Source organism: Denitrificimonas halotolerans, assembly GCF_034259425.1.
GTDB lineage: Bacteria > Pseudomonadota > Gammaproteobacteria > Pseudomonadales > Pseudomonadaceae > Denitrificimonas > Denitrificimonas halotolerans.
In genome coordinates, this window is record NZ_JAXIVU010000001.1 from 93486 (window position 1) to 119226 (window position 25741).

Here is a 25741-nt window from a genome sequence, read left to right on the forward strand (position 1 = left end):
GGCGTTTTTATTCCTACTCTACTCGGTCAAAACCACCTACTTGCTGTAGCTCAGCAATAAATTTAACCGATTAAAAAAGGGCGATCTAAGTCGCCCTTTTAATCATCTTCAGTCAGGTGCAGCTGACCCGAGCTATTACACTACAGGCCAGCTGCGGCTCACTACACCCCTGAAAACTCTTTTTTCACCTGCGCTTTTAAAATCTTACCCGTTGCATTACGCGCCAATGGCGCCTCGGAAAACCAAAGCTGCGCTGGCAGTTTATAATGTGCTAAACGCTCCGCCATAAAGGCAGTTAAGTCCTCTTGAGTGAGCGGTTTAATCGCATATACAACCATCGCCACTTGCTCACCAAAGTTATCATCGGGCAGCGAAAATACAGCAGCTTCCTCAACGGCCGGATGCTCACAAGCACAATGCTCTACTTCTACAGCCGAGATATTTTCACCACCGCGAATAATAATATCTTTAATGCGGTCTGTGATATACAGCATGCCGTGCTCATCTAAGTAGCCTACATCACCTGTAAAAAACCAACCATCCTGCATGACTTCGCGGGTGTCTTCTGGTTTATTCCAGTAACCATCCATCAAAGCCGATGTACGCAACCAAATCGGTCCACTGGTTCCGACCGGCACCGACGCCTGCGGGGTTTCACCAATAACCACTTCTGCAATGGGTAACGGCCAACCTGCCGACTCAGGAAACTCAACAAACTGATTACCACCTTGCGCAGAGCAAATACCATTACTTTCGGTCATACCATAACCATTACCTGAAAGTGCCATCGGCTTGCTTTCCAACAACTTGCTCAACAGCGCACGTGGCGCCCCACTCCCCCCTAAACCTAGCGCAAACAATGTATCAGTATCAGAGGTTGCAAAGCGGTCGCTATGGATCAGTTGCTGCATCATCATTGGTACACCAGCAAACTGCGTGATTTTCTCATCACGAATTGTATCGATCGCGTTATCAACGTCCCATTTATACATAATGACCAAACGCCGACCGCTACGCAGCGCACTCATAAATTGCGATAATAGACCACTGACATGGAACATCGGATAGGCCAGCAACATTGTTGGCTGTAGTCCAGACTCAAGCAATGGTTTAACACGCTCCTCAGAGGTCATATAAGCCAAGGCTCCTTGGAAATCCAAGGCATATAGCGCCTGACAAACCGCTTTATTACTGGAGAGCACACCCTTAGCTTGGCCGGTAGTTCCCGAGGTATATAAAATCAATGCAGGATCATGCGCTTCTGGTGTTGCTAATACGGCATCCGTCGCCGCATAGTTGAGCATACTGTTCCAGCTGCGATCACCCTCTCTTAAAGAAGCCTCGTCCGTAACGATGACTGTTACATCGCTTGCTAAATCCTTAAGCAACTCATAACGTTGCGGGTCACAAAAAACCACTTTAGCACCGCAATCTTGGATTGCGTATACAAGCTCTTCCGCAGCACTCCAACTATTGATGGGCACCGGTACAGCGCCTGACTGCACTGCCGCCATACAAGAAATCATCCAAGCAGGACGGTTACGCATAGCAATAGCTACGCGATCGCCCGCTTGAACAGCTAAATCTTTTTGCAAAGCTGCGGTCAGCTTGTCAGATTTTGTATAAAACTCACCATAGGTGTAGTTTTGCCCTTCCCATAGCACAAATGGCTTTTCACCGAACTCACGTCCAGCCTGCAATGCATCCACCAAACGAAATGGTGCTTTAGAAAACTCTGGAGTGTTATTTTCCCCTCTGACCACTGCAAAAGGAGATGCTTCATGTATGAGCTGCTGCCAAGCTTTACGCCAACTTTCAATCTTTCCAATAGTCATAGCATTTGTCTCCTTACTCAATCTCAGCAGACAATTGCTGCGCTATTTTTCCATAACGCTCACAGTGATAATCACTGTCACCGAACAATATTTGCGCTACTCGTGAACGTTTTAAATAAAAACCCAAATCCAACTCATCTGTCACACCAATACCACCATGCATTTGCACAGCTTCACGGCTGACTTTGTGCGCAGTTTCACCAACTTTCCATTTTGCCAAACTCACCAATTGCTGACGCTGCTCAACACTACAAGACTCATTTTCTAGTGCTTCAAAGCCCGCCATTAAAGCACTGCGAGCCAACTCAACATCAGCCAACATCCAAGCTGCGCGGTGCTGCAAAGCTTGAAAACTACCAATGGTTGTACCGAATTGAGTGCGTGTTTTTAAATACTCAATCGTCATATCAAACATAGCAGCAGTGGCACCCATTAATTCTGCAGCAACACAAGCTGTGGCACGATCAAATGCCAACTCAAGCTGCGCTTGAATGTCGCCCGTACCAATGCGCTCTGCTGCCGAAACCTGGACTTGTGTCAATGACACCCGTGCATGATTTCGAGCATCCAACAAATGTAACGGCTCAATAGCGACACCCGGTGTATCTGCGTCAACTATAAACAAAGCTACATCGCCAGAAGGTAACTGTCCGGCCACCAATAAACCGTCAACATGGTTAGCGTCTGGCACCCACAGATCTTGGGCATCGAGTACAAACCCTTGCTTTGTATCAGTAATTTGCACATCGAAATTATCAGCACGAAAACGGTCTTGCCCTTGCACAGCTAAAGCAAGACGGCGCTTACCTTCTATCAATTCAGTCAGTATTTCTTCCCGTTGCTGCTCGCTGCCCAAATCATTCACTAATGATGCGCATAAAACTATGGATGTCAGCAAAGGAGAAGCCACCATATTACGGCCAATGTGCTCAAATACTGGAGCAAAACCTTGAAACCCAAACTCGAGGCCACCGTAAGCCTCAGGCAAGGCAATACCACCCCAACCATACTCGAGCATTTGCTGCCAAAGCTTTGCATCAAAACCTTCTGCTTGCTGTTCATCACGCAAACGGCGCTGCTCACTAACCGGTGATCGATCAGCTAGGAACTCACGAGCACTATCGTCCAGTTGTTGCTGTTCTTCGTTATATACCAGACTCACATCAATCCCCTTATTTCGCTTCCGGAAGCCCAAGTACGCGCTTGGAAATAACGTTCAACTGAACCTCTGACGTCCCGCCTGCAATTGCTTGGGTAAACGCATTGAGCCAAGTATTAGTTAAAGCCAACTGCTGATCAGTAAAGGCTGAACCTTCCCACCCTAGCGCACGACGTCCCATCACATCCAGCAACACTTCAAACTTGTCTTTCTCCTGCTCGGTATGAACCAGTTTTTGAATGGCCATCATGGCTGATACATCTTGTCGTGCACGGGCAGCTTCATTAAGGCGGCGCTGTGTCAACTCAAACGCATGCTCGTCCATACGTAAACTTATGGCGCGTTGAAATAATGCAATATCACTTTGAGTCTGAGGTTCAGGCAGATATTCAAATAAAGTTTCTAGAAGACTAAAGTGTGTCGGCAAACTGATCTGACTAAACTTTGACATGGCACGGCGCTCATGCCCTAACAAGGCTTTAGCCAGCGCCCAACCACCATTCATCTCACCAATTAATTGAGACTTAGGTACGCGTACATCATCAAAGAACACCTGACAAAAACTAGACTTACCACTGATCAAATCAATCGGAGTTACAGTGACACCTGGCGACTTCATATCGAGCACGATGAGACTGATACCTGCGTGTTTAGGCTCTTTTGGCCCCGTACGTACTAAGGCATACATCCAATCAGATTGATCACCATAAGACGTCCAGATTTTCGTGCCATTAATGATGAAATCGTCACCATCTTCACGCGCGGCAGTTTGTAGACTAGCAAGGTCAGATCCAGCATTCGGCTCAGAGAAACCTTGGCACCAGCGGATCTCACCACGCGCCATAGGAGGGAGCAACTCACGCTTTTGCTCTTCACTACCAAATTCCAGCAACACCGGCCCCAACATCCAAATACCTAAATTAATTTGTGGAGGCCGGCAACGCAATTTGCGCATTTCTGTTTCAAGGACTGTAGTTTGCTCTGGAGTTAAACCACCACCACCGTACTCTACCGGCCAGTCTGGGCAAAACCAGCCTTTATCGCGCATGCGTTCAAACCATAGACGCTGATCTTCTGTCTTAAAATCAATCTCGCGCCCACCCCACACCATCTCATCAGCAAGCATCAGCCCGCGCATCGATGTTGGGCAGTTTGCTTCCAGCCACTCACGCACAGTGTGACGGAACTCTTCTATGTCGTTCATAGTACTCTCGCTTATTACATAAGGTTAACGGACACTAGGCCCTATCTTTTATTTTTATCTTAATAACCATAACGGTGGTGTTAACCAGCCCAGACTGTCAGAGCAGACAAACAAGGTAAAATCGGCTTTACAAGCTTGTGAAATGACTGCTTTTTGAAGCTGACACTTTGTATTCACTCCGTGTCAGCTTCAGCAGCGATAGCATTATTGTTAGACCATTACCAGTTCTGTAAGGGGAAGTAAGCAACTGATAAATTCTGCGGCATGATGCACTGCGCTTGCAGCGTTTCACAGACTTGAGCAACAGAAGATGTTGTTGCAGGTGGAAGACCAGCAATGGTGCTTACGCCTAAGAAGAAACCAGCCACAATAAATCCAAAGGTTAATTTTTTTATTTTCATTATATCCTCCGCTACATTCGCTCTGAGTAAGCTTATGTGAGGTTGAACTGCACTACACAATTTATGGCCTCAACTCCAAGGTACCTTTGAGCTTCCTGCACCGCCTCATCTAAACGGACTATTTTAAAAAATACCTTTAAACATCTTTTGCGCTGCAGGCTCTGACTTTCAGAATACTGCAAATACAGCCCAAAGAATGTTTTTTTCTACCCGACATAAGTCGTATACGACACCCCTTAGAATCCGATCACTGCAAAGCCATGGTTAGAGTAAAGTAGACACTACGATGGTTTTGTATGCCTATGATATGCAGAAACAAAGCTGTGTCTGTTATGACGCACTGCGTGACTTATCACCACCTTAAAGAGCGATTCTTATTGCTTCATAGGCTGTAACTTGAACGATAGACCAAAAATGACACACGCCTCCACAAGCAGAAACGGCTCATCCAGCTGACTTTAACACCAAGATATCTTTGCATAAGGTAAAGCGCTTCGCGCCCCGCTTTATATCCCAGCCCTACGGGAGAGGATTTACGGCGGTTTTGCTAATAGCAAATTGAGAGGCACCACGGGATTGGGAATAAGGGGATGGATGTACAATATGCGCAGTTGCTTATCGCACAATATAAAGACGACTCAAAACAGTCTTGCGCTCGAACATAGCTGCCCGATGCTAGGAACCCCGCCCTTTGAGGGCGGGGGTAGATATCACAGACCTAAACGACGTGCCGCTTCAGGGCCAAAGTGACCCGGCTTAAGCTTGCCTGTATTCAATGTATAAGCTGACTTCTGCTCATTAACCATGTTGAATGCCAAATAACTTCCAGCAAGCAAGTCATGATATAAACCGACACCAGCCTGCCATGTTTGGGCTTCATAAGCATAGAAATAGTTGATCATTGATGTACGCCACAACTGACCGCGCGCATCAAAGTTTTCCCCCATCAACATCAACAGACTGTCTTCATCAATATACATACGACGCTTGCCGTACAAGTGACGATAATCTTCTTTCAACGTACCCTCTAACACCCACACGCGATGTAACTCGTAACGCATATGCTCAGGGTTAATATGCCCTTGTGTTAAAAGCTCATCGTAACTTAAGTCTGGACTATGGATACCATAGGCATTGTAGGGCACATACATTTCCCGCTTACCCACAATATTCCAGTCATAGCGCACACCGGAACCATTGAAGACACGCACCTCATCGACTGTAATGGAACCACCACTGCCAGGGAACTGCATATCAAAACCATACTCAGGGGCCTGACGGACACGACGTGTACCTGGGTCATAACGCCAACTCTGACGCGGCTCAGCTTTGTGGTTAAAGTATTCAAGCCCTGTATTCACCTCACCACGATCACGTTGCGGCAAGTTGGTTTGGTTTAAGAAATACGCTGAAGGTCCAGTTGTTGGCCCCTCATTTCCCGGCTTCAAAAACAGCGCTAGGTTTGCTGATTTCAGCTGACCATGACTGCGACTTCCATCCGCCAACACATACATGTTGTCAGACACCAATTCCTCACTCCATGGACGGTAACTAAAGAATGATGAAGTCCAAAGCAGCTCTAAGCCCGACTTAGGAAAAGGAAAAGCAATACCACCTGTCGTGGCTTCAATCCCTTCTCCATCATCTACCAGTTTCGCGTGCTTAGCATTTTTACGCGTCACCTCACAAACTGAGTCTGGGAAACGGAAGTCACGGTGCGACGGATAAATCGGCATCTTAAAAGTGTCGGGGTATTTAGCAAACAGCGCTAACTGACCATCCGACAGTTTATCTTTGTACTGATCAAGATTTGCTGCAGTGATTTCAAATAAAGGCTGCTCACCAGCATAGGGGTCAATCGGGTGGTGACCGGTACCTTTAAAGTTCACATGGTCAGGCACGCCCAACCACTTACCACTCCACTCTGGGATACTGCCGTCAGCATTACCAGCCTTCTCAGCCCCCACACAAGTCAGATCTTTCCCTAATCGTGCAATTTCTGCATCAGTTGCAGCCGCCTGCACCGTTCCAGCGAACAATCCACTGGCTACGGAAACAAACAGCATTTTTTGCAAAGCATGTTTATAAGACATAACGCCCTCTAGCCCTTAGAAAGTGTATTTTAGGTTAATAGCCAAATGGTCACGGTCTGCCATCAAACGGTTATGCTTGATACTGGCAGATGACAAGAAATTGACCCAAGTGGCCCCCACAGAAAAGTTTTGTTTATAGGTAAAGTCACCACCTAAAGTCAGGCGTTTCTCATTGCGACCAAAACCTTGCGTACCACTGCCATCAACGTTTTGCGTCCAAGTCGCATTCGTCTGCAAGTCCCACCCTTGGAAAACACTTGGGTAGTCCATGATGACGCCTATACCCAATAAAGTGCTCGATTTAGAGCCTGCACGACCTGAAGAATCTACAGCATTCGAAATACGTAACGTATCAACACTATGAATGCGCTCATTCATCAGTTCACCCATCAAGGTAGTTTGATTAGCCAAGAAGGAGGGGCCAATCATATAAACAGCATTTAGGTTCGTCTGGACGATTTTCCCAGTTGTAACTGCATCGCTTTCTAGTGTTACACCAGCGCCATCACGCAAACTTAGATCGGCACCTATCTGTACTGAGTCGGCGATTTTAGTGCTTAAGCTGATACCAGTGAGCTTAATATCTTCTAAATACTTAAATTGATACGTCCCTGCTGCAGCGTTTACATCTGAAGCGGAACTATAATGCGCGCCACCTAGAAATAACGACGGATTACGGTCATGGTAGCGATAATGATACAAACCAATTTCCGTGTTGAAATCTGGACTGTAGCGCATACCAACACCCCACTGACCACTGTCGCCAGGTTTTTTAGTACCTGCATAGGACAACGCTGTTGTAGGACCTAGAGGTCCGGGGGCAAAGCGTAGATATTCTGACCCAGGCCCAAAAAAATCTGAACCAAAGAAATCACCCACCGGATTCAGTAAGTTTTCTTCCCACTTGTACTGCCAAAAACCAGTGAAAGCAAATTGATCATTTAACGCGAAGTTAAATGACGCTTGTCCTACTGGCAGATATGCATCTTTAGCTTCAGTACCAGGGACATTGAACTTTGTCGCATCAACCGGTGCTTGCCCCTGACTGATATTCGGCCAGAATAGGCTCTCCCCCCATGCCAGCAAATGGCGACCTGCTTTTACCGATAAGTACTTGGAGTCACCAATCGTGAAATTACCAAACACATAAGCATCGAGCAGGCGCGCTTCACCACCACTGCGATCTTTGGTTTTACTGGTAAATTTACGGTGATTTCCTGACTTGTTCACCGTTAATGGCGAATCATTTTTATTTCTATGATGATATACATCATCATAGAAATGGCTGGCCCGCAGAACTCCCCCAAAGTTCTCATAACGAGCAATCACTTCACCAAAAACACTCACACGGTTATTGATTAAGCCCCACTTATCAAAATTACGGGTTCCATCATCAAAGCTTGCTGCTTTAAGGTATTCAGCATCAGCAGAACGAGTTCGTGCAGAAACGGTATAGTTCACAGTGACTTGGCTTTGTAAGCTTAAGCCGTTGTCAAAATGCACTGTTGGCAAAGCTAATGCTGAGCTGCTGCAGGTGATCGCTGCAACAGCTAAAGAGAGTCGCCGCACAGGCCATTTGCCCGTTACACACAGCGTGCGCCAGTTCATCATTGTTGCTCCTTTATTATTATGTCAGTCAGAAGCCATGACAGTAACTTTCAGCGACGAACCTGTTCATCCTACAAACGGACTACAACACAAAAGGGCGCGTTGCACGCCCATTTGCCCAACTCTTAATCAGGGAACTTTAAATGCACTTTGTCAGACATAGCTACAGCTTGACAGGCTAAAGTCCAACCTTCAGCCAACTCATCTTTATCAAGTGCTTCATTGGCTAGCAAATCCACATCACCTGAGACTAAAGTACACATACAGGTTGCACAGGAGCCCACCAAACATGAGTGTGGCGCTTTGATACCCTCTCGCAGCATAGCAGCCAGCAACACCTCACCATCCTCGCACTCAATTTCTCGAGTTTCACCGTCAAGTTCAACAGTTAAATGGGTTGCTGTTGAACCCGCATGCTCAACAACCGCCTCAAAACCACCTTCACTCTCACCTGGTAATGAAACAAAGCGCTCAACATGCACTGATTTAGCCTTTACCCCAGCAATTTTCGCTGCTTGCTCCACGCATTGCATAAAAGGCTCAGGACCACAAACAAAAATCTCTGGATCAGAAAACCCCTCAACAAAACGCGCTAAATGCGTAGGTGACGTATGCCCTTGAACTGAATCCAACCAGTGAATAATTTGTAAACGCTCTGGATACTGCATGGCTAACTCACGCAGCAAATCCTTAAAAATCACTGAGGACTCATCACGGTTTGCATACACAAAGCGGATTCGCCCTTGCCCCTGACTCAATGCTGAGCGCAAAATGGACAATACTGGCGTCACACCACTGCCCCCAGCAAAAAGCACAAAATCCCTATCTAAACTCTTAGGGACAAACACCCCCGCCGGCTTTAACACTTCTAAAGTGTCACCCGCTTTTACATTATCGCAAAGCCAGTTGGAACCTCGCCCGTCCGTCACCCGCTTCACCGTTACACGGAGGCGTTCTTTTTCATAAGGCGAACTTGATAATGAATAGCATCGTGGCAGCCAATCATCTTGCCAAGGCGTTCTCAATGTAAGGAACTGCCCTGGTCGATACTTAAACTCCTCGACCAAATCTTCAGGAACGTCAAACTCAAATGAGCAGGCGTCATGGGTTTCCTGTATTACCGCGGCAACACGTAGCTCATGGTAGCTGGGTAGGCTCATAGTTAAATACTCATTACAAATTGGCCACTATCAATCCGCAATTCGATACCGTTAACAGCACGTGCCTCATCTGAGGCCAAATAAAGCACACCATTAGCAACATCTTCCGGACGACAGGCACGGTTCATAGGATCTTTATCAATTGTTAGCAACTCTGGATCAATCCCCTCAGGATACCCACCACGCGTCATAGGTGTTAAAACACCATCAGGGTGTACAGAATTGCAACGAATGCGATAACGCTTCAGACGACAATCAGCTGCCACTCCACGCGTTAACGCAGCAATCGCAGCTTTACTCGCGCCATAACCGACATAGTCTTCCTTAGCAGCAAGCGCAGCAATAGACGACATATTGACTATGGATCCGCCTTGCTTTTTCATCACAGCTATGGCTGCTTTACAACCTAGGAAGACACTATCAGCATTGACTGTCATTAAGCGCTTCCAGTCCTCATACGAGGTCTGCTCAATATCACCTTTCAGTAAAATACCGGCATTATTTACCAATATATCCAGCTTCCCAAAGGCCTGAACAGTAGCCTCAACTACCGCTTGCCATCCCTGCTCATCGGTTACATCTTGGCGGAAAAACATTGCACCAATCTCTTGTGCAATGCGTACACCATCGGTTTCATTCAAATCGGTCATCATCACTTGCGCGCCTTGCTGCACAAAAAGACGCGCAATTGCCTCACCCATACCACTGGCTGCACCGGTCACAATCGCTGCTTTTCCAAAAAGTCGTTTACTCATCAGCATGTTCCTTATTTTGCAGCAGCATCCAATGCAGCAACGTAACCAAAGGTCATCGCTGGACCTAAAGTACCACCAGCACCGGGATAGGTTGTTCCCATCACCGACGCAGAGGTATTACCAATCGCGTAAAGACCAGGGATCACTTGACCATCAGGCTTCACAACCTGTGCATGCTCATTGGTCAGTAAACCTCCTTTGGTACCAATATCTCCCGCTTGGATCGGCATCGCATAAAAAGGCCCTTTTGCGATAGGCGCTAAGCATGGGTTTGGGGTCACATTACTGTCACCATAGTAGCGATCAAAAACATTACCGCCTCGACCAAAATCCTCATCCACACCGGTTTCGGCATAGTGATTGATTTTCTTAACAGTCTCTTGCAAACCCATTGCATCGACACCAATTTGCGCAGCCAGTCCATCCAAGGTATCAGCTTTGTAATAAAGTTTATTTAACCACTCTTTACGCAAGCGACTGTCAGGCATGATTTGCCCAGGCATTAACGGTCCCATCGCATAGCTAAAACGGTACTTAGCATCAAAAATCACCCAACTCGGGGTGGTTTTACCTTGAGTTTTTTCGTTATCGGCATACATAGCCGTAACAAACTCAAGGTAAGGCGTTGCTTCATTGACAAAGCGCTGCCCTAAACCATTTACAACAATCGCACCTGGGAAGGCACGCTCAGCAAACACACCACGAGCCTTGGTTTCACCTGGAACAACAAAGGACGGTGTCCACCATGCCCAGTCAAGCAACGCTGTAGCTGCACCCAACTTCTGGCCTGCCTCTAAAGCTGCACCTGTATTAGCACCTTCAGGCGTTGTACTCCATTCCACTTTATTTGGTTTTGGTAAATATTTTTCACGCAACTCGGGGTTTTGCTCAAAACCTCCAGCAGCAAGTATGACACCCTTATCAGCACGAATACGCTGCTGCTTACCCTCACGCTCAACTACAATACCGCACACACGACCCTCTTCTTCAATCAGCTCAACAAAGTTAGTGTTCAGCCATAAGGGTACATTTCTATCAATTAAGGAAGCACGTAAGCTGGCAATCAACGCATTACCTAAAGCAGTACGACGGTCTCGCTTCTCACCTGTTTTCTTACGCCACATAAAATCGAGCTTGTAGCGCAACATCATCCAAATAACCATCAAGCGCCAGCCTCGAGATTTCGACATAGCAATATGCGCTTGACGAGCAGTCCATGAAATTTTTCCCATGAGCATATTGCCACGAGAAGCTTCGCGTAAGTGAGGCAATTCATCCTTCAAGGAAGCAATATCAAACAATTCAGGATCGAGGGTGCGACCACCCGGTAAAAACCCTTCATATTGCGGATAGTAATCAGGATACTTTTCTGCAACGGCATAACGTACTCGAGAATTCTGCTCTAGCCATTGAATCATCTCTGGTGCTTTCTCGATGTATTTGCGTACACGGGCCTCATCGATATCGTCACCAATGGCATTTTTTAAATAAGTCCAGGCCTTTTCCGGACTATCCTGCCCACCTTTAGCCTTAAAGTGATGATTGCAAGGTATCCATATACCACCACCAGACAAAGCCGATGTACCACCGTACTTATCTGTTTTCTCGACCACTAAAACGCGCAAACCTTTAGCCGCAGCCGTCACAGCAGAAGTTAAAGCACCTGCACCCGACCCCACAACAACAAGGTCATATTCCGCATTGAATTCACTTTTACCAGTCATTTACACACCCGCCTTAGTCTCAAAGTTGGAAAGCAAAAACCGTCGATCCACAGGATCGACGGCAACACCTTTAAACGTAAGGATCAGGGTTCGGTAATCCCAACTGAACGGTTCCATATGCACGCGCATAAGCAGCAACGTTATTGGCAATATGGCCTCGTGCCTGATGCACATCACGGAAAATACGCTCAACTGGATTGGTTTTATACAACCCTGATGCAGCCATAGACTTTAATAGCGCACTGATTTTTTCCGCACAGGTGTTTGTCACATAAGCTGACTGATAGCGGTACAGCAGGCGCATTTCAACATCAGGTAGCTCGCCTTTCTCTGCAATCTCTAGCAACTCACCATAGTTTCGGTTCAAAACAAGCTTGAGCATATCCAGCGTTACAATGGCATCAGCCACTGCATCTTGAGCTACTGGGTCTTCTGCAGTTTTAGCACCATGCTTACCAATGTGCTTGGCAGCATTATCACAGAACTCGTTAATAGCGCCCTGCAATGCACCGAGCACCGAGCTCGATACCGCACGGGTAAAGACTTGAGCAAACGGAATCTTGAAAATCGTATTAGTATTCACCTCTAAACCTGGTGTTGCCTCAGGCGAACTGTTATTGGTGCGTTGCACGCGGTGAGCAGGAACAAAAGCATCCTCTACAACAATGTCGTGGCTGCCTGTACCGCGCAAGCCTAACACATCCCAATTACGCTCAATCCGGTAGTCCGAGGCTGGCACTAAGAAGGTACCGTGTTCTGCTTCGGTAAAGTTCCCTTCTGGTGGTAAAATCCCTCCCAACAATGTCCATTGGCAATGCTCACTACCACTGGAAAAACCCCAGCGTCCACTAATACGATAGCCACCCTCTACTGGCGTGACTTTAGCAACTGGCATATAAGTGGAACCAATTAAAGTATCTTGATTCTCACCCCAAACATCCTGCTGAGCTTGATCTGAGTAGCGAGCCAACTGCCACGGGTGCACACCCATCACGCCATAAATCCAGGCTGTCGACATGCAGCCCTCAGCCAAGGTCATTTGAATTTCAAAGAAAGTGCGGGGATCAACCTCAAAGCCACCATAACGCTTAGGCTGCATCGCTTTAAATAAACCTGCTGCCTGCATCTCTGCAATGGTCTCATTGGGCACTTTCAGGTCACGCTCAGCTTGAGCAGTACGTGCTTTAAGTGCGGGGATCAGTTTGCGTGCACTTTCGATTAACTCGAGGTCTTTCTTGTTTTTCTGATGTGGGATAGCCATATAGTCATTCTCTAGGTGGTTTACGCAGATATTGTTTTCAATGTATTACGATTATCAGCCCAGCTTGCTGCCCACTCATCGTCAAACCGGACTAGGAATATACGAACACTTTAGACACCCTTTAAATCTTTGATCCAGATCAGAAAAACCACCATATAATCAACCTCTTGCTGCAAAAACTCACAACACACCCAGCCTTACACACCCTACAACGCACCCACCAACCTCATAAAAAAACCCAAGCACAGCTAAGCTGCACTTGGGTTATTTTTTACTAACGAAACAATTACCGCGTAATCTGTACCGCTATTGCCTCAGCAAAGCCCTCTGGAAATGGCGGCAACAACCCCCACTCACCCCGAGGATCTACCGGCGCACCGCGAAACACTGTACGCGCATGACTGAACTCAAGAAAACCTTCGCGCCCATGATAATGCCCCATACCAGATGCACCCACCCCACCGAAAGGCGCATCCTCCATCGCCGCATGCATTAACGCATCATTTAAAGTCACACCACCGGACAAGGTATGCTCCAGCACATAACTTTGCTCAGCCTCGTCCTCACCAAAGTAATACAAAGCTAGCGGACGCTCACCACTGTTAATCTCTTCTACTACATGCTTGATATCGCTGTAGGTCAACACCACCACCGCTGGTCCAAAAATTTCTTCTTGCATAATTGCGGACAACAACGGCGGATTCACCACTACACTCAACGGGCGCTTGCGCCCTTGCTGAGACACCTCAACATCAGGGCAATGAATAATTTCCGCACCCTCCTCACGCGCTTCGGCCAAATAACCATCCAAGCGCGCCATATGCTGCTCATTCACCACAGATACAAAATCTGGATTATTCTCAACCTGCGGATAAAGCTGACTGTAAGCCTCGCGGAATGCCTGCAAAAATGCTTCGCGCGCCATCACAGGCACATAAATCAAATCTGGAGAAATACAGAGCTGCCCACCATTCATACCCTTAGCCACAGCCAGGCGACGCGCAGCTTCTGCTATATCCGCACTCTCACCAATCACCACCGGTGACTTACCGCCTAACTCAAGTGTAACGGGTACCAAGTGCTCTGCAGCGGCACGCATAATTTTCTTACCCACTTGAGTGCTACCTGTAAAGACTAAATGATCAAACGGCATACCAGCAAAAGCCTGACCAATTTCAACTCCACCAGTAATAATGGCCACATCCATAGGATCAAAGTACTGACCAATCAGTTTAGCCAGCAGCTCAGCTGTAGCCGGCACAACTTCAGAAGGTTTGAGCACTGCACGATTACCTGCGGCTAAAGCAGAAGCCAAGGGGCTGAATAAAGTAAATAATGGTGCATTCCAAGTACCGATAATACCGACTGTACCTTTAGGCTTATACTGCACCCACGCCTCAGCCCCCAACTGATCATAAGGCGCAAATACAGATCGTTTATCCTCCACAACCCACTGCTCAAGATTGTCACGCGCATGCTTAAGTGAGGTCAACGAGCCGAGCACATCATTCATCAGACTAAACCCTGCCGGACGCCCACCAAAGTCAGCATCCATTGCCGCACATAACGCTTGATGATGATCAACAAGCAAGTCAATAGCCACCTGCAGACGGCGCTTGCGCGTAGCAACATCAACCAACCCCTGCTTGTCTGTCGCTTCTCTATGTAAGCGCAACAAGTCAGATAACGCCTGCGATGTTTCTAATTGAGTAGTCATAAGCTCTCCTTATTGTATTTATATTTAGGTTCTAATTTTAGCTTAAAAGTAGCGCCTCCTTACCGCCTCGTCTATTCAGACGACAGCAAGCCAAAGGGCCTTAACCAAGGCGTTTAAACAGACAAATCCGATAGTCCATTGAGACGATGTTTAACCTTAGCCCCCCCACGATACTTACAACCAACATAGCATGAATAAAAGAGGTGCCTAACCATGGCCAAAGCCAGCTTCGACCCGCAGGAATTTCGCTCTGCACTGAGCACGTTTACCACGGGCGTTACCATTATTACTACGCGAGCCGAAAACGGCGATCCAGTCGGCATCACTGCAAACAGCTTTAACTCGGTATCTTTGAACCCACCGATGGTGCTGTGGAGCCTTGATAAGTCGGCCATGAGCCTACCTGCGTTCACAAGCAACAAACACTGGAATGTGCACATTCTCTCCGTTGAACAGGAAGCCTTATCAGGCCGCTTTGCTTCCCGAGGAGAAGATAAGTTTAAAGGTTTGGAGCTCGATACGGGCATCAACAACATTCCTTTATTAAAAAATTGCACCGCACGCTTTAACTGTCGCACCGCCTTTATTTATGAAGGTGGTGATCACATGATCTTTGTCGGTGAAGTGTTAGGCTTTGATAAGTCAGAGCGTCCACCTTTAGCTTTCCAAAGCGGACAATATGCTCTTGCTGCACGCAAACCTCGTGAAGGCGTCCAGCTCGGCGCTACACCACCGCCAGAGTGCAGCTACACTGAAGATTTGCTCGGTTACCTTGCAGGCCGCGCCCACTTCCAGTTGGTTGCAGCCCTACAAAATGTATTAAAAACACAACAACTCAATGAGCAGCAGTTTTTCATTCTCTCTGTATTAAGCATTCAAGACAGCCTAACCATTGAAGAGATCAACACCTTTGTTGATTACACCGGTGGCGCTGTAACACTCGAAGATATGGCGGCACTTGAAGAACAGGACTACGTTGTACTGGTGAAGAAAAACGGCTCAAGCAGATACGTCTTAACAGCCAACGGCCGCGAAGCTTCACTCAAGCAGATTGCCGTAGCCAAAGCAGTAGAAGAACAAATTGCCGACCAAATTGGTGCCGGTGATGTTGAAGCCTTGAAGATACTGTTCAAGCGTCTGATTAAAGCAACGGATCCTGGTTTGCCAGACCTTTGGGCCACCAAAGAAGAAAACGACGCAAAAAAAACAGCCTCATAATAAGAACAAGGAAATCAGCATGAACCTCATTGAGCGATTCAGCCTTGCCAATAGTGTGGCCATTATTACAGGCTCAGGCAAAGGTATAGGCCGAGCCATTGCGATTGCTTACGCTGAAGCCGGTGCTAAAGTTGTTTGCGCCGCCCGCACTTTAGCGGATGTGGAAGCAGTCGCACAAGAAATCTGCAGTAATGGCGGTGATGCCATTGCCGTAGCTTGTGACGTAACCAGTGAAAATGACCGTACTGCATTGGTACAAAAAGCCATAGATACATTTGGCAAGATCACTCACCTCGTCAACAACGCTGGCGGCGGCGGGCCCAATGATCCCTTGCAAATGCCTTGGCAAGAATTCGATCGCTTACTGAACTTTAATGTGACCTGCCCTTATCACTTGATGCAACTGTGTGTACCACATATGCGCGAAGCCGGCGGCGGCAATATTCTCAATATTACCTCCGTCGCGGCGCGCTATGTACAACCGAACTTCAGTTCTTACGGTACAGCCAAAGCAGCTTTGGTGCAGTTAACCAAGCTGCTGTCCCAAGACTTTGCACCCGAAATTCGGGTTAACGCTATATCGCCAGGTCCAATCATGACCGACGCCCTCAACAAGGTTATGCCAGATCAAGTTAAAGCCATTATGACCGCAAACACACCTCTTAAGCGTTTAGGTGAAGTAGAAGACATTGCTGCGGCAGCACTTTATCTAGCTTCACCCGCTTCGGGCTGGGTCTCTGGCAAGATCATTGATATTGACGGCGGTGCAGACGTCAGCGTTTTCCCAAGTTAACACTTCAGGTTTAAGAGACATCATCATGATTAACGACACAGTGATCAAACAACTCGGCGACGAGCTTTATGAAGCGCTTCAGTCCCGTACTAGCCTGTCTCCCCTCATCGAGCGCTATCCTGACATGACGCTCGAACAAGCCTATCAGGTTTCCCTACAGTTTCTACAGCGTCGCGAAGCCGCTGGACAAAAACTGATCGGCAAGAAAATAGGGGTCACATCAAAAGCTGTGCAAGATATGCTCAATGTGCACCAGCCGGATTTTGGCTTCCTAACCGATGCCATGCACGTGGAAGATGGTAGTACTGTAAGTATGGCGGAGCATCTATTAGTGCAACCCCGCGCAGAAGGTGAAATCGCCTTTATTCTAAAAGAAGATCTGAACGGCCCTGGCATCACTGCCGATGATGTGCTTGCAGCAACTGAATACGTTGTCCCTTGTTTTGAGATTGTTGATTCTCGAATTCAAGATTGGAAAATCACTATCCAAGACACCGTTGCCGACAATGCATCTTGCGGCGTGTTCGCTCTCGGTGCAGCACGCATCGATCCACGCACCCTCGATCTAGCCAAGGTTGAACTCACTATGAGCAAAAATGGTGAGCCTGCCGGTCAGGGTCTAGGCTCCGCTGTACAAGGCCACCCTTGCGAGGCCGTTGCTTGGCTCGCAAACACTTTAGGCAAGCTAGGCATTCCATTCCGCAAAGGTGAAATTATCCTTTCCGGCGCACTGGCCCCCTTGGTCCCCGTCACTGCTGGCGACCGTATCGAAATGAACATCACCGGACTCGGCTCTGCCAGTCTGACGTTTACCGACTGAGTCGATTATCGGAGAGCAAACCACTATGAGTAAAAAAATTCGTTGCGCCATCATTGGCCCCGGCAACATCGGCACTGACCTACTGTATAAAATCCAACGAAGCGAGTTTCTAGAAGCCGTTTGGATGGTTGGTATTGATGCAACTTCTGAAGGTCTATCCCGAGCTAAAGAGATGGGACTTAAAATCACTTCTGACGGCGTTGATGGCCTACTGCCACACGTTAAAGCAGATGATATCCGTATCGCCTTTGATGCGACCTCAGCCTACGTGCATGCTGAAAACAGCCGTAAACTGAATGAGCTCGGTGTGCTTATGGTTGACCTCACACCAGCCGCAATTGGTCCTTTCTGCGTGCCACCGGTCAACTTAGAAGACAGTTTGAATACCGGCACACTCAACGTCAACATGGTGACCTGTGGCGGCCAAGCAACCATTCCACTCGTAGCTGCAGTCTCTCAAGTACAGCCTGTCGAGTACGCTGAAATCATTGCAACAGCAGCATCCAAGTCAGTTGGCCCTGGTACGCGCAAAAATATCGATGAATTTACCCGCACCACTGCAAGCGCAGTAGAAAAAGTGGGAGGCGCTAAAAAAGGTAAAGCAATCATTATCATCAACCCTGCTGAACCACCTTTAATGATGCGAGATACGGTGCACTGCTTAGTTGAAGGCGAGCCAGACCAAGAAGCTATTACCGCATCCATTCATGCCATGATTGCTCAAGTACAAAAATATGTACCTGGCTACACCTTAGTCAACGGCCCTGTATTTGATGGCAATCGCGTTTCAATTTTCATGGAAGTTGAAGGTCTCGGAGACTTCTTACCTAAGTACGCAGGCAACCTCGATATTATGACTGCAGCTGCAGCTCGTACTGCTGAAATGTTCGCTGAAAAACTACTCACCCAGACTGTGGCTTAAGGAGACTGTTATGGACCTGAAAGGCAAAAAAATCACCGTTCACGATATGTGCCTACGTGACGGTATGCACCCCAAGCGCCACCAAATCTCTCTGGATGAGATGAAATCAATCGCTCAAGGCCTAGATGCCGCCGGCGTCCCACTTATTGAAGTGACGCATGGTGACGGATTAGGCGGATCTTCAGTGAACTACGGTTTTCCTGCGCACACCGATGAGGAATACTTGTCCGCAGTGATTCCCCTGATGAAAAACGCTAAAGTCTCAGCCCTACTGTTGCCTGGTATCGGTACAGTGGATCACTTACATATGGCTAAAGATCTCGGCGTCAATACCATCCGCGTTGCAACCCACTGCACCGAAGCGGATGTTTCTGAGCAGCACATCACTGAAGCCCGCAAACTCGGTATGGACACTGTTGGCTTCTTAATGATGGCACACATGAACAGTCCTGAAGGTTTGACTAAGCAAGCTAAACTGATGGAAAGCTTCGGTGCAAACTGCATTTACATCACGGACTCGGCTGGCTATATGCTGCCACACGATGTACATGCACGTATCTCAGCCATTCGCGCCGCTCTAGGTGATGACATTGAGATCGGTTTCCACGGTCACCACAACCTCTCTATGGGTGTATCGAACTCCATCGCTGCTATTGAAGCAGGTGCCACGCGCATTGATGCTGCCTGTGCAGGTTTAGGCGCAGGTGCGGGTAATACCCCAATGGAAGTACTGATCGCTGTTTGTGATCGCATGGGGATTGAAACCGGTGTGGATGTGTTTGGCATTCAAGATGTTGCAGAAGATCTGGTTGTGCCTATTATGGACTTCCCAATCCGCAGTGACCGCGACGCGCTCACCATGGGTTATGCAGGCGTCTATGGTTCATTCTTACTGTTCGCTAAACGCGCCGAAGCAAAATACGGTGTGTCTGCTCGCGAAATCCTAGTGGAAATGGGACGCCGTGGCATGGTCGGTGGCCAGGAAGATATGATCGAAGACACAGCGTTAACTTTACTGAAAAAACGTCAGGCATCAGCCTAACGCCTTTGAGGCATTATATATGGGTAGTCGTGGATTAGGCTGGCGTATACACGGTTTTCTTGCGCTACTGGTGGTAACTTACGCTGGAAGCTTTATGGGTCGACAAATCATGTCCGTCATGATTGAGCCCATCAAACAAGAGTTCCAAGTCAGCGATGCTGCAATGGGGTTAATCTCAGGTTTAGCATTCGCTATTGTATACGCCTTCTTAGGGCTACCCGCTGGCCGCCTATCTGACCGTTACACACGCACGCGAGTACTGGCTATAACCTTAGGGTTATGGGCTTTTGCAACCTTGCTGTGCGGCTTTGCGATAAGTTTTTGGATGCTGCTTTTAGCACGGATGCTGGTTGCAGCTGCGGAAGCACCCGTTACACCTGCCTCTTTATCTCTTATTTCAGACCTTTATCCGCCACACCGTCGTTCCTTAGCAATCAGCTTTTTCACCGGTGCTCCGACCCTCTCCAGTATTATTGGGCTGAGCTTAGGTGCCTGGATCATTGACACCTATGGCTGGCGTACAGGATTCTATGCCATTGGTACACCACTGATTCTGATGTCACTGATTTTTAGCTTTTTCATTAAAGAGCCTCAACGCGGACAATGGGACACCGGCGGCGGCACAGAACCACCGAGAGACCGACTGTTCCAAGCAGCTGTCAAACTAATCAAAAACAACGCATGTTTTATTCTCATCGGGGCAAGTGCTATTACCACCTTTAGTGCATTCTCATTTGCCATGTGGAACACTACTTTTCTGGTTCGCTCTCATGATTTACCGCTACAACATGCTGGTATTTTAGCCGGCGTAGTCACAGGCCTGAGTGCGGCTATCGGCAGTATTTTTAGTGGTTGGCTCACCGACCGCTTGATTGTAAAAAATAGAGATTGGCTGGTTGGGATACCTATTATTGGGCACTTTGCTGCAACAGCAGCGATGATCGCCTACCTTTTCGCCCCTTCTGGCATTGCTTTTAGCATCGCAGATGTACCCGTACCAACGGCTATGTTTTGGTGTGCTGTGTCGGGTTTCTTTACTGTATTTTGGGTCGCACCCTCTTTTAACCTGCTGTCCCAATTAGTTACACAATGGCAGCGAGCCACAGCATTTGCCCTACAAACTGTTTTCACCACCCTGTTCGGCGTGGGCTTAGGCCCTTTAGTAACGGGCGCGCTCAGCGATACTTTGATCCCTTACACAGGCGAAGAGTCGCTGCGTTATGCTCTGATCATCGTCAGCAGCACCGTGATTATTCCTGTATTTATGCTTTGGAGCTTATTGCGCTCTAAACCATGGTTGCAGCGTGAAGCATAACAACAACACTGTTCCAATATAGCTCCTAGCTAAAGGATGCCCCATGTTTAATTCTAATCATAAAATGTCATCTGCACTGCGTTGGCTGCCGTCAGTCTGTCTTGGCATCGCTCTGAGTAGTGGTGCTGTAGCCCAAGAGACTTCAGCATCCAAACAACCTTGGATGCAAGGCTTTCCTCCTGATAACGAACACATCATTCGCAATACGGATAGTGATTTTTTTACAGGAGAAAAACTGCGCTGGACAGTGTGCAATTTAGGCACTTTATTTCCAAATAAAATCCTACACCGCGGGCTCAATCCAGCACATCATTTTGAATACAATCTAGATCCGTCTATTGCTGAAATATCCTTTACACCGCTGAATAGTCAACAGCCCATGTCTTGGGATGAAGCCTTCAGCGCCAACTATACCGACGGGCTCATCGTGCTGCATCAAGGCAAAATTGTATATGAACGCTATGCCGGCTGTCTCAACGAGTTGGGCATACATGCCAGCATGTCTGTCACTAAGTCTTTAATAGGCTTGCTCGCAGAGACGCTCATTGCTGAAGGCCTGCTAGACGAAACAGCATTAGCAGCACAAATCGTTCCTGAACTTACAAACAGTGCTTTTGGTAACGCCACTGTACGACACATTCTAAACATGACCACATCTCTTAAATACAGTGAAGACTACAGCGACCCGAATGCAGATGTTTGGCAATATGGTGCTGCAACCAGTCCGCTACCTATGCCTGCCGACTACCAAGGCCCACGCAGCTACTTCGAATACCTGCAGTCGGTTAAAAAGGAAGGGGAACATGGACAAGCCTTCGCATATAAAACCATTAACACTGACGCTTTAGGTTGGATCATTTCGCGCAGTACTGGACAATCTATTTCTGATTTGCTTTCAGAGCGTCTCTGGCAACCTATGGGTGCTGAACAATCAGCTATTTTCACAGTTGACTCTATTGGTACGCCTTTTGCTGGCGGAGGGTTAAGTGCTGGACTCCGCGATTTAGCACGTATTGGTCAACTGATGCTCAATGAAGGTCAATTCAACGGTAAACAGTTAATTCCAGCCCAAGCGGTGCGCAGTATCAGCGTTGGAGGAGATCCTCAACTGTTTGCTAAAGCAGGCTATAGCACGCTCCCGAATGGAAGCTATAAAAGTATGTGGTGGTCTTATCACAATGCCAACGGTGCCTACGCAGCCCGCGGCATTCACGGACAAACCATTTACATCGATCCAAGCGCTAAAATGGTAATTGTACGTTTTGCCTCCCACCCTCAAGCAGCGAATACCCATAATGACCCAACTTCTTTGCCTGCATACCAAGCGGTTGCAGATTATCTGAGTCAATAACTGCTTATATTGCGGGGGCAACCCCGCAATAGCTCATGCAGCTTAAGGAATATACACCTCAAATCGCTCACGTAACTCCGACTCTGGAGTTGCACAAGTATGCACCTGCAATTGATCCGCAACGCCCATAAAATCATTGCTTAGCGCCCATTCATGCGCCTCTTCGGTTAAGCTTAACCACAGTATTGCAGCATAGGGAAAATCCCCTTGGGCTTCAGGTACACAAGTATCTAGGCGAGCTACACTGATGCGAGTTACTTGAGTAGCTAGCCAATCCTTTATGTTCACCACAACATTGCTCAGATCTGTTTTTTTGTGAAATAAAAACGCATAACGTTTTTCGTTCACAGTCTGATCAGCCGCCCCAAGTAAGTATTGTTCATGCATAGGTACCACGCGAATACACTCGGGCTTCATAAACATCAGTTCATCAGCTAACAACTTTGCCCTTGAACCAGAATTCATCAAGTCTTTACCACTAAAAAGAGGATCTAAAACAAACTCACTGATGCAAGCAAAGTCTACAGCAGACCTGCTACTCACAACATGATTACGCGTATAGCGAATATAAGGAAAATACTTCATCGCCAACCAACAGTGGATATTTTCATAATACTGTTGAAAATCCCCCACCGACAGATCATCACGCTTACTTACCAAAGACACCGCTTTCATAAAGTTAACTCTCTTTAAAATATTTCAATAATGCACTTCTTCGGCTATTGAAATATTTAACTCAGACATAAGCTAACCTAAACGGACGATGCTCTAAGACAGTGCGCGATAGAGTCTAAGTGATAGTTAAGAATTTTAATAACAATAAATAAGAGTGCACACGATGCCCCATTCGCCTGATATAACCGCGCAGCCTGCTGCTAAGCCCCGTGCTGACTCGCTCAATTCACCTTCACTTGCCGCTCTCTACCCTGATCAACGCCAAGCTTGGCTTGTGGTAGCTGGGATGGCCGTCACTCTGTGTATTTTATTTGGCAGCACCCTAAACTCTTTCGGTGTGTTTATTCCACTGATCACCCAAACACTGGGTTCCAACCATGAGCAAGCCGGTAATATTGCGTCAGCCTTTATGCTCACCATGACGCTAGCCATGCCGCTCGCCGGTTGGCTGCTCGATCGCATTGGGCCGCGTACCGTAATGTCCACCGGTGCAGCCTTGATGGGACTGGGCTATTTGCTGGCCTCAATCAGTCACGATCTCAATAGCATCACCTTAGCGATGGCAGTCAGTGGCGCAGGTATTGGTGCGTCAACCTATGTTCCGGCTATTGCCCTAGTGATGCGTTGGATTGATCTAAAGCATCAAGGCTTAGCCTTAGGTGTCATGCTCTCGGGTGGTTCAATCGGCGCGATGATTTTTCCGATTTTACTGACCCATATTGCCCAACTCTATAGCTGGCGCGTGGCTATGCAGTGTATTGCTGCTCTGGCGTTACTAGTTTGTGTGCCGATTTTATTATGGCTAGCACGCCTACCAAAACAGGCGCTGCTGGGCAGTGCTGCCCATATTCATCAGCAGAACTTGCCCGGCAAATCTATTCCGCAAGCCTTGCGCATGCCGCGCTATTGGCTGTGGGTAGCCTTACAGATTTTGATGACCCTCAGCTCCCTAGGTATTTTAGTTAATGTAATTCCCTACCTGATTTCGATTGGCTATTCACCTCACGAAGCCGCCACCACCTTTGCCTTTAAAAGCGTGGCGGGATTAGTCGGCAGCTTTACCTTTGGCCTATTAAGCAGCCGCTGGGATGTTAAACCTTTACTGATGATGGGAACGGCCATCGGTGGCTTAGGAATTTTGGCCTTATTACTGGCGCATGATCCATCTTTTGGTTTTATTGCGGTTGTGACCTTCACCGTTGCTTGGGGCGCGACCTTTAACTTAGTCAATCAGCTCTCACCTATGCTGATGGAACACACCATTGGCCAACGCAATTTCGGCACCTTATTAGGTGTGGGTAATCTGATTGCCGGTGTGGGTGCAGCGTTTAGTCCTAAGTTGGTCGGTTATTTACTCGACTCATCCGGCTCCTACTCAACCGCCTTAATTCTTTGCGCCGGTTGTATGCTAGGCGCATTGATCCCGATTGCCTTTCAGCCCAAGCGGATGTCTGTTAGCCATGAGTGAGGTTTATGCTGCAGCCCCAACAGACAATGTAAGCCCCAAAAGCGATGCCACTATGCTGATGGATTTAGTGGGGCTGGTGTATGCCACCATCAATGAACCGCAACCTTGGTCGAGCTTAGCCACAGGTTTACAGCAGCATCTGGGCGCTAAAGCGGTATCCATTACGCTCTATCATTCACCTGAGCTCAGCCATGATATCCAAGTGATGGCATGCGAACCGGGCGATCAAGTGGACTGGCTCGAGGTTGAGCGCAACTACCGTGAGCACTTTGCGCATCTTGATGCTTTACACCCCAATCAGGTCAAGCCCGGCCAAGTCGTGACCCTCAGTACACCCGTGGTTACCTCAGAGTGCGCCGACTACTTTGCTCGTTTCGGTATTTATGGCTCGTTGAGAACCTGCTTCAACGATCCCACCAGCCAAATGCGCTGCTGGGTTGATATTGTGCGCGGCAACACTCACGCCACTCATGCCGCATTGGATATCTACACACGCGAACTATTAGAAATCTTAGCCCCTCACTTATCACGGGCGCTGAGTCTGTATGCCAAGTTACAACAACACAAAATGCATCAAGATATTTATGCCATGGGGCTAGATCATTTGGCTTTGGGCTGTTTAATGCTCGATGGTCAAGCACATATCCTCTGCGCTAACCAAACTGCTAAAGATATGCTTCGCCCTGATGTTAGCCTGAGCATCGTTGATCAACGGCTTTTAGCACAGGACACACAAGTGCAACATGAGCTCAATCAAGCCATAGATAACGCCATTCAACTGCATGCTACTCCCCAGCACAGCGATGAGATGCGTTTGCTGCGCGTCCCCCTGAGCGATGGCATGTTGTTGGGGTTACTCATCATGCCCGCCCCTTGGCTAGCGCATTATCAAGGCCAGCATGTCCCGCAAGTGATTATGTACGTGGTGAGCTTAGGGGATACCCGCAACTCTCAGGCTGCAGCGCAATCAACCCACGCCAGCGCAGCAGTTGCACGCTTATTTGGACTGACCCCACAAGAAGGCAAGTTAGCTCTGTTACTGGCAACAGGTAGCAGTATAAACGAAGCTGCAGAACACTTAGGTGTAGCCATTTCAGCAGCCCGTAACTATTCAAAAAATATTTATGCCAAGCTCAATCTCCGCGGACAAAATGATTTGATACGTCTAATCTCAAAGAGCTTTGCCTTGCTGCGCTCGTAACGATCAGTACCAGCTGGCA

21 protein-coding genes are annotated in these 25741 nt (G+C 47.8%); 9 read left to right on the forward strand and 12 right to left on the reverse strand.

What is annotated here, in order from left to right; translation table 11 throughout:
• Positions 1 to 161 precede the first annotated feature (161 nt).
• The 11 genes from TOI97_RS00425 to TOI97_RS00475 form a co-directional block, all read right to left on the reverse strand.
• A complete protein-coding gene (locus TOI97_RS00425; RefSeq protein WP_321552158.1) occupies positions 162 to 1835 on the reverse strand; it encodes a class I adenylate-forming enzyme family protein in 1674 nt (557 codons plus the stop codon).
• A 13-nt stretch (positions 1836 to 1848) separates the two neighbouring features.
• Positions 1849 to 2997 carry an acyl-CoA dehydrogenase family protein gene (locus TOI97_RS00430; RefSeq protein ID WP_321552159.1) on the reverse strand — a complete coding sequence of 383 codons (1149 nt, stop codon included), beginning with the start codon at positions 2995 to 2997 and terminating at the stop codon, positions 1849 to 1851.
• 10 nt (positions 2998 to 3007) lie between these two features.
• A complete protein-coding gene (locus tag TOI97_RS00435) occupies positions 3008 to 4198 on the reverse strand; it encodes an acyl-CoA dehydrogenase family protein (RefSeq protein ID WP_321552160.1) in 1191 nt (396 codons plus the stop codon).
• Between the two features lie 218 nt (positions 4199 to 4416).
• Positions 4417 to 4599 carry a hypothetical protein gene (locus TOI97_RS00440; RefSeq protein WP_321552161.1) on the reverse strand — a complete coding sequence of 61 codons (183 nt, stop codon included), beginning with the start codon at positions 4597 to 4599 and terminating at the stop codon, positions 4417 to 4419.
• 710 nt (positions 4600 to 5309) lie between these two features.
• A complete protein-coding gene (locus TOI97_RS00445) occupies positions 5310 to 6692 on the reverse strand; it encodes a DUF1329 domain-containing protein (RefSeq protein WP_321552162.1) in 1383 nt (460 codons plus the stop codon).
• A gap of 15 nt (positions 6693 to 6707) precedes the next feature.
• Positions 6708 to 8303: a DUF1302 domain-containing protein gene (locus TOI97_RS00450; protein WP_321552163.1), complete on the reverse strand. Its 1596-nt coding sequence runs from the start codon at positions 8301 to 8303 to the stop codon at positions 6708 to 6710.
• A gap of 122 nt (positions 8304 to 8425) precedes the next feature.
• A complete protein-coding gene (locus TOI97_RS00455; RefSeq protein ID WP_321552164.1) occupies positions 8426 to 9460 on the reverse strand; it encodes a ferredoxin--NADP reductase in 1035 nt (344 codons plus the stop codon).
• Positions 9461 to 9462: 2 nt separating this feature from the next.
• A complete protein-coding gene (locus TOI97_RS00460) occupies positions 9463 to 10215 on the reverse strand; it encodes a glucose 1-dehydrogenase (protein ID WP_321552165.1) in 753 nt (250 codons plus the stop codon).
• Between the two features lie 11 nt (positions 10216 to 10226).
• A complete protein-coding gene (locus TOI97_RS00465) occupies positions 10227 to 11939 on the reverse strand; it encodes an FAD-dependent oxidoreductase (protein ID WP_321552166.1) in 1713 nt (570 codons plus the stop codon).
• Between the two features lie 70 nt (positions 11940 to 12009).
• The gene (locus TOI97_RS00470) at positions 12010 to 13200 is read right to left on the reverse strand and encodes an acyl-CoA dehydrogenase family protein (protein ID WP_321552167.1); all 1191 of its coding nucleotides are present in this window, start codon (positions 13198 to 13200) and stop codon (positions 12010 to 12012) included.
• 286 nt (positions 13201 to 13486) lie between these two features.
• Positions 13487 to 14917, reverse strand: coding sequence for a coniferyl aldehyde dehydrogenase (locus TOI97_RS00475; protein WP_321552168.1), 1431 nt, complete (start codon positions 14915 to 14917; stop codon positions 13487 to 13489).
• Between the two features lie 213 nt (positions 14918 to 15130).
• On the opposite strand from TOI97_RS00475, the gene TOI97_RS00480 reads away from it, so the two are divergent.
• From TOI97_RS00480 to TOI97_RS00510, 7 genes are read left to right on the forward strand one after another with little or no spacing between them, the layout of a single operon-like run.
• Positions 15131 to 16135 carry a flavin reductase gene (locus TOI97_RS00480; protein ID WP_321552169.1) on the forward strand — a complete coding sequence of 335 codons (1005 nt, stop codon included), beginning with the start codon at positions 15131 to 15133 and terminating at the stop codon, positions 16133 to 16135.
• 19 nt (positions 16136 to 16154) lie between these two features.
• Positions 16155 to 16928, forward strand: a complete 774-nt coding sequence (locus tag TOI97_RS00485) for an SDR family NAD(P)-dependent oxidoreductase (protein ID WP_321552170.1) — start codon at positions 16155 to 16157, stop codon at positions 16926 to 16928.
• A 25-nt stretch (positions 16929 to 16953) separates the two neighbouring features.
• The gene (locus tag TOI97_RS00490; RefSeq protein WP_407651286.1) at positions 16954 to 17748 is read left to right on the forward strand and encodes a fumarylacetoacetate hydrolase family protein; all 795 of its coding nucleotides are present in this window, start codon (positions 16954 to 16956) and stop codon (positions 17746 to 17748) included.
• Between the two features lie 25 nt (positions 17749 to 17773).
• Positions 17774 to 18670: an acetaldehyde dehydrogenase (acetylating) gene (locus tag TOI97_RS00495; protein ID WP_321552171.1), complete on the forward strand. Its 897-nt coding sequence runs from the start codon at positions 17774 to 17776 to the stop codon at positions 18668 to 18670.
• A 10-nt stretch (positions 18671 to 18680) separates the two neighbouring features.
• Positions 18681 to 19712 carry a 4-hydroxy-2-oxovalerate aldolase gene (gene dmpG / locus TOI97_RS00500; RefSeq protein WP_321552172.1) on the forward strand — a complete coding sequence of 344 codons (1032 nt, stop codon included), beginning with the start codon at positions 18681 to 18683 and terminating at the stop codon, positions 19710 to 19712.
• Between the two features lie 19 nt (positions 19713 to 19731).
• Positions 19732 to 21027, forward strand: a complete 1296-nt coding sequence (locus TOI97_RS00505; RefSeq protein WP_321552173.1) for a spinster family MFS transporter — start codon at positions 19732 to 19734, stop codon at positions 21025 to 21027.
• A gap of 43 nt (positions 21028 to 21070) precedes the next feature.
• A complete protein-coding gene (locus TOI97_RS00510) occupies positions 21071 to 22378 on the forward strand; it encodes a serine hydrolase domain-containing protein (protein WP_321552174.1) in 1308 nt (435 codons plus the stop codon).
• Between the two features lie 42 nt (positions 22379 to 22420).
• Here the strand turns inward: TOI97_RS00510 and TOI97_RS00515 are convergent, their stop codons facing one another.
• Complete coding sequence (locus TOI97_RS00515) at positions 22421 to 23053, reverse strand: hypothetical protein (RefSeq protein WP_321552175.1); 633 nt, start codon at positions 23051 to 23053, stop codon at positions 22421 to 22423.
• A gap of 163 nt (positions 23054 to 23216) precedes the next feature.
• Here TOI97_RS00515 and TOI97_RS00520 point away from each other — a divergent pair, with 163 nt between their 5' ends.
• Both TOI97_RS00520 and TOI97_RS00525 read left to right on the forward strand, forming a co-directional pair.
• The gene (locus TOI97_RS00520) at positions 23217 to 24521 is read left to right on the forward strand and encodes an MFS transporter (RefSeq protein WP_321552176.1); all 1305 of its coding nucleotides are present in this window, start codon (positions 23217 to 23219) and stop codon (positions 24519 to 24521) included.
• Positions 24514 to 25722, forward strand: coding sequence for a helix-turn-helix transcriptional regulator (locus tag TOI97_RS00525; RefSeq protein WP_321552177.1), 1209 nt, complete (start codon positions 24514 to 24516; stop codon positions 25720 to 25722). The genes TOI97_RS00520 and TOI97_RS00525 overlap by 8 nt, the downstream gene beginning before the upstream one ends.
• The last annotated feature ends 19 nt before the right edge of the window (positions 25723 to 25741 follow it).

Coding starts and splice junctions, on each gene's coding strand:
- TOI97_RS00490 (WP_407651286.1), top strand. CDS start 16,954: ATGATTAACGACACAGTGATCAAACAACTCGGCGACGAGCTTTATGAA.
- TOI97_RS00470 (WP_321552167.1), bottom strand. CDS start 13,200: ATGGCTATCCCACATCAGAAAAACAAGAAAGACCTCGAGTTAATCGAA.
- TOI97_RS00510 (WP_321552174.1), top strand. CDS start 21,071: ATGTTTAATTCTAATCATAAAATGTCATCTGCACTGCGTTGGCTGCCG.
- TOI97_RS00465 (WP_321552166.1), bottom strand. CDS start 11,939: ATGACTGGTAAAAGTGAATTCAATGCGGAATATGACCTTGTTGTTGTG.
- TOI97_RS00525 (WP_321552177.1), top strand. CDS start 24,514: ATGAGTGAGGTTTATGCTGCAGCCCCAACAGACAATGTAAGCCCCAAA.
- TOI97_RS00445 (WP_321552162.1), bottom strand. CDS start 6,692: ATGTCTTATAAACATGCTTTGCAAAAAATGCTGTTTGTTTCCGTAGCC.
- TOI97_RS00460 (WP_321552165.1), bottom strand. CDS start 10,215: ATGAGTAAACGACTTTTTGGAAAAGCAGCGATTGTGACCGGTGCAGCC.
- TOI97_RS00495 (WP_321552171.1), top strand. CDS start 17,774: ATGAGTAAAAAAATTCGTTGCGCCATCATTGGCCCCGGCAACATCGGC.
- TOI97_RS00450 (WP_321552163.1), bottom strand. CDS start 8,303: ATGATGAACTGGCGCACGCTGTGTGTAACGGGCAAATGGCCTGTGCGG.
- TOI97_RS00520 (WP_321552176.1), top strand. CDS start 23,217: ATGCCCCATTCGCCTGATATAACCGCGCAGCCTGCTGCTAAGCCCCGT.
- TOI97_RS00485 (WP_321552170.1), top strand. CDS start 16,155: ATGAACCTCATTGAGCGATTCAGCCTTGCCAATAGTGTGGCCATTATT.
- TOI97_RS00435 (WP_321552160.1), bottom strand. CDS start 4,198: ATGAACGACATAGAAGAGTTCCGTCACACTGTGCGTGAGTGGCTGGAA.
- TOI97_RS00425 (WP_321552158.1), bottom strand. CDS start 1,835: ATGACTATTGGAAAGATTGAAAGTTGGCGTAAAGCTTGGCAGCAGCTC.
- TOI97_RS00515 (WP_321552175.1), bottom strand. CDS start 23,053: ATGAAAGCGGTGTCTTTGGTAAGTAAGCGTGATGATCTGTCGGTGGGG.
- TOI97_RS00455 (WP_321552164.1), bottom strand. CDS start 9,460: ATGAGCCTACCCAGCTACCATGAGCTACGTGTTGCCGCGGTAATACAG.
- TOI97_RS00440 (WP_321552161.1), bottom strand. CDS start 4,599: ATGAAAATAAAAAAATTAACCTTTGGATTTATTGTGGCTGGTTTCTTC.
- TOI97_RS00480 (WP_321552169.1), top strand. CDS start 15,131: ATGGCCAAAGCCAGCTTCGACCCGCAGGAATTTCGCTCTGCACTGAGC.
- TOI97_RS00475 (WP_321552168.1), bottom strand. CDS start 14,917: ATGACTACTCAATTAGAAACATCGCAGGCGTTATCTGACTTGTTGCGC.
- TOI97_RS00505 (WP_321552173.1), top strand. CDS start 19,732: ATGGGTAGTCGTGGATTAGGCTGGCGTATACACGGTTTTCTTGCGCTA.
- dmpG (WP_321552172.1), top strand. CDS start 18,681: ATGGACCTGAAAGGCAAAAAAATCACCGTTCACGATATGTGCCTACGT.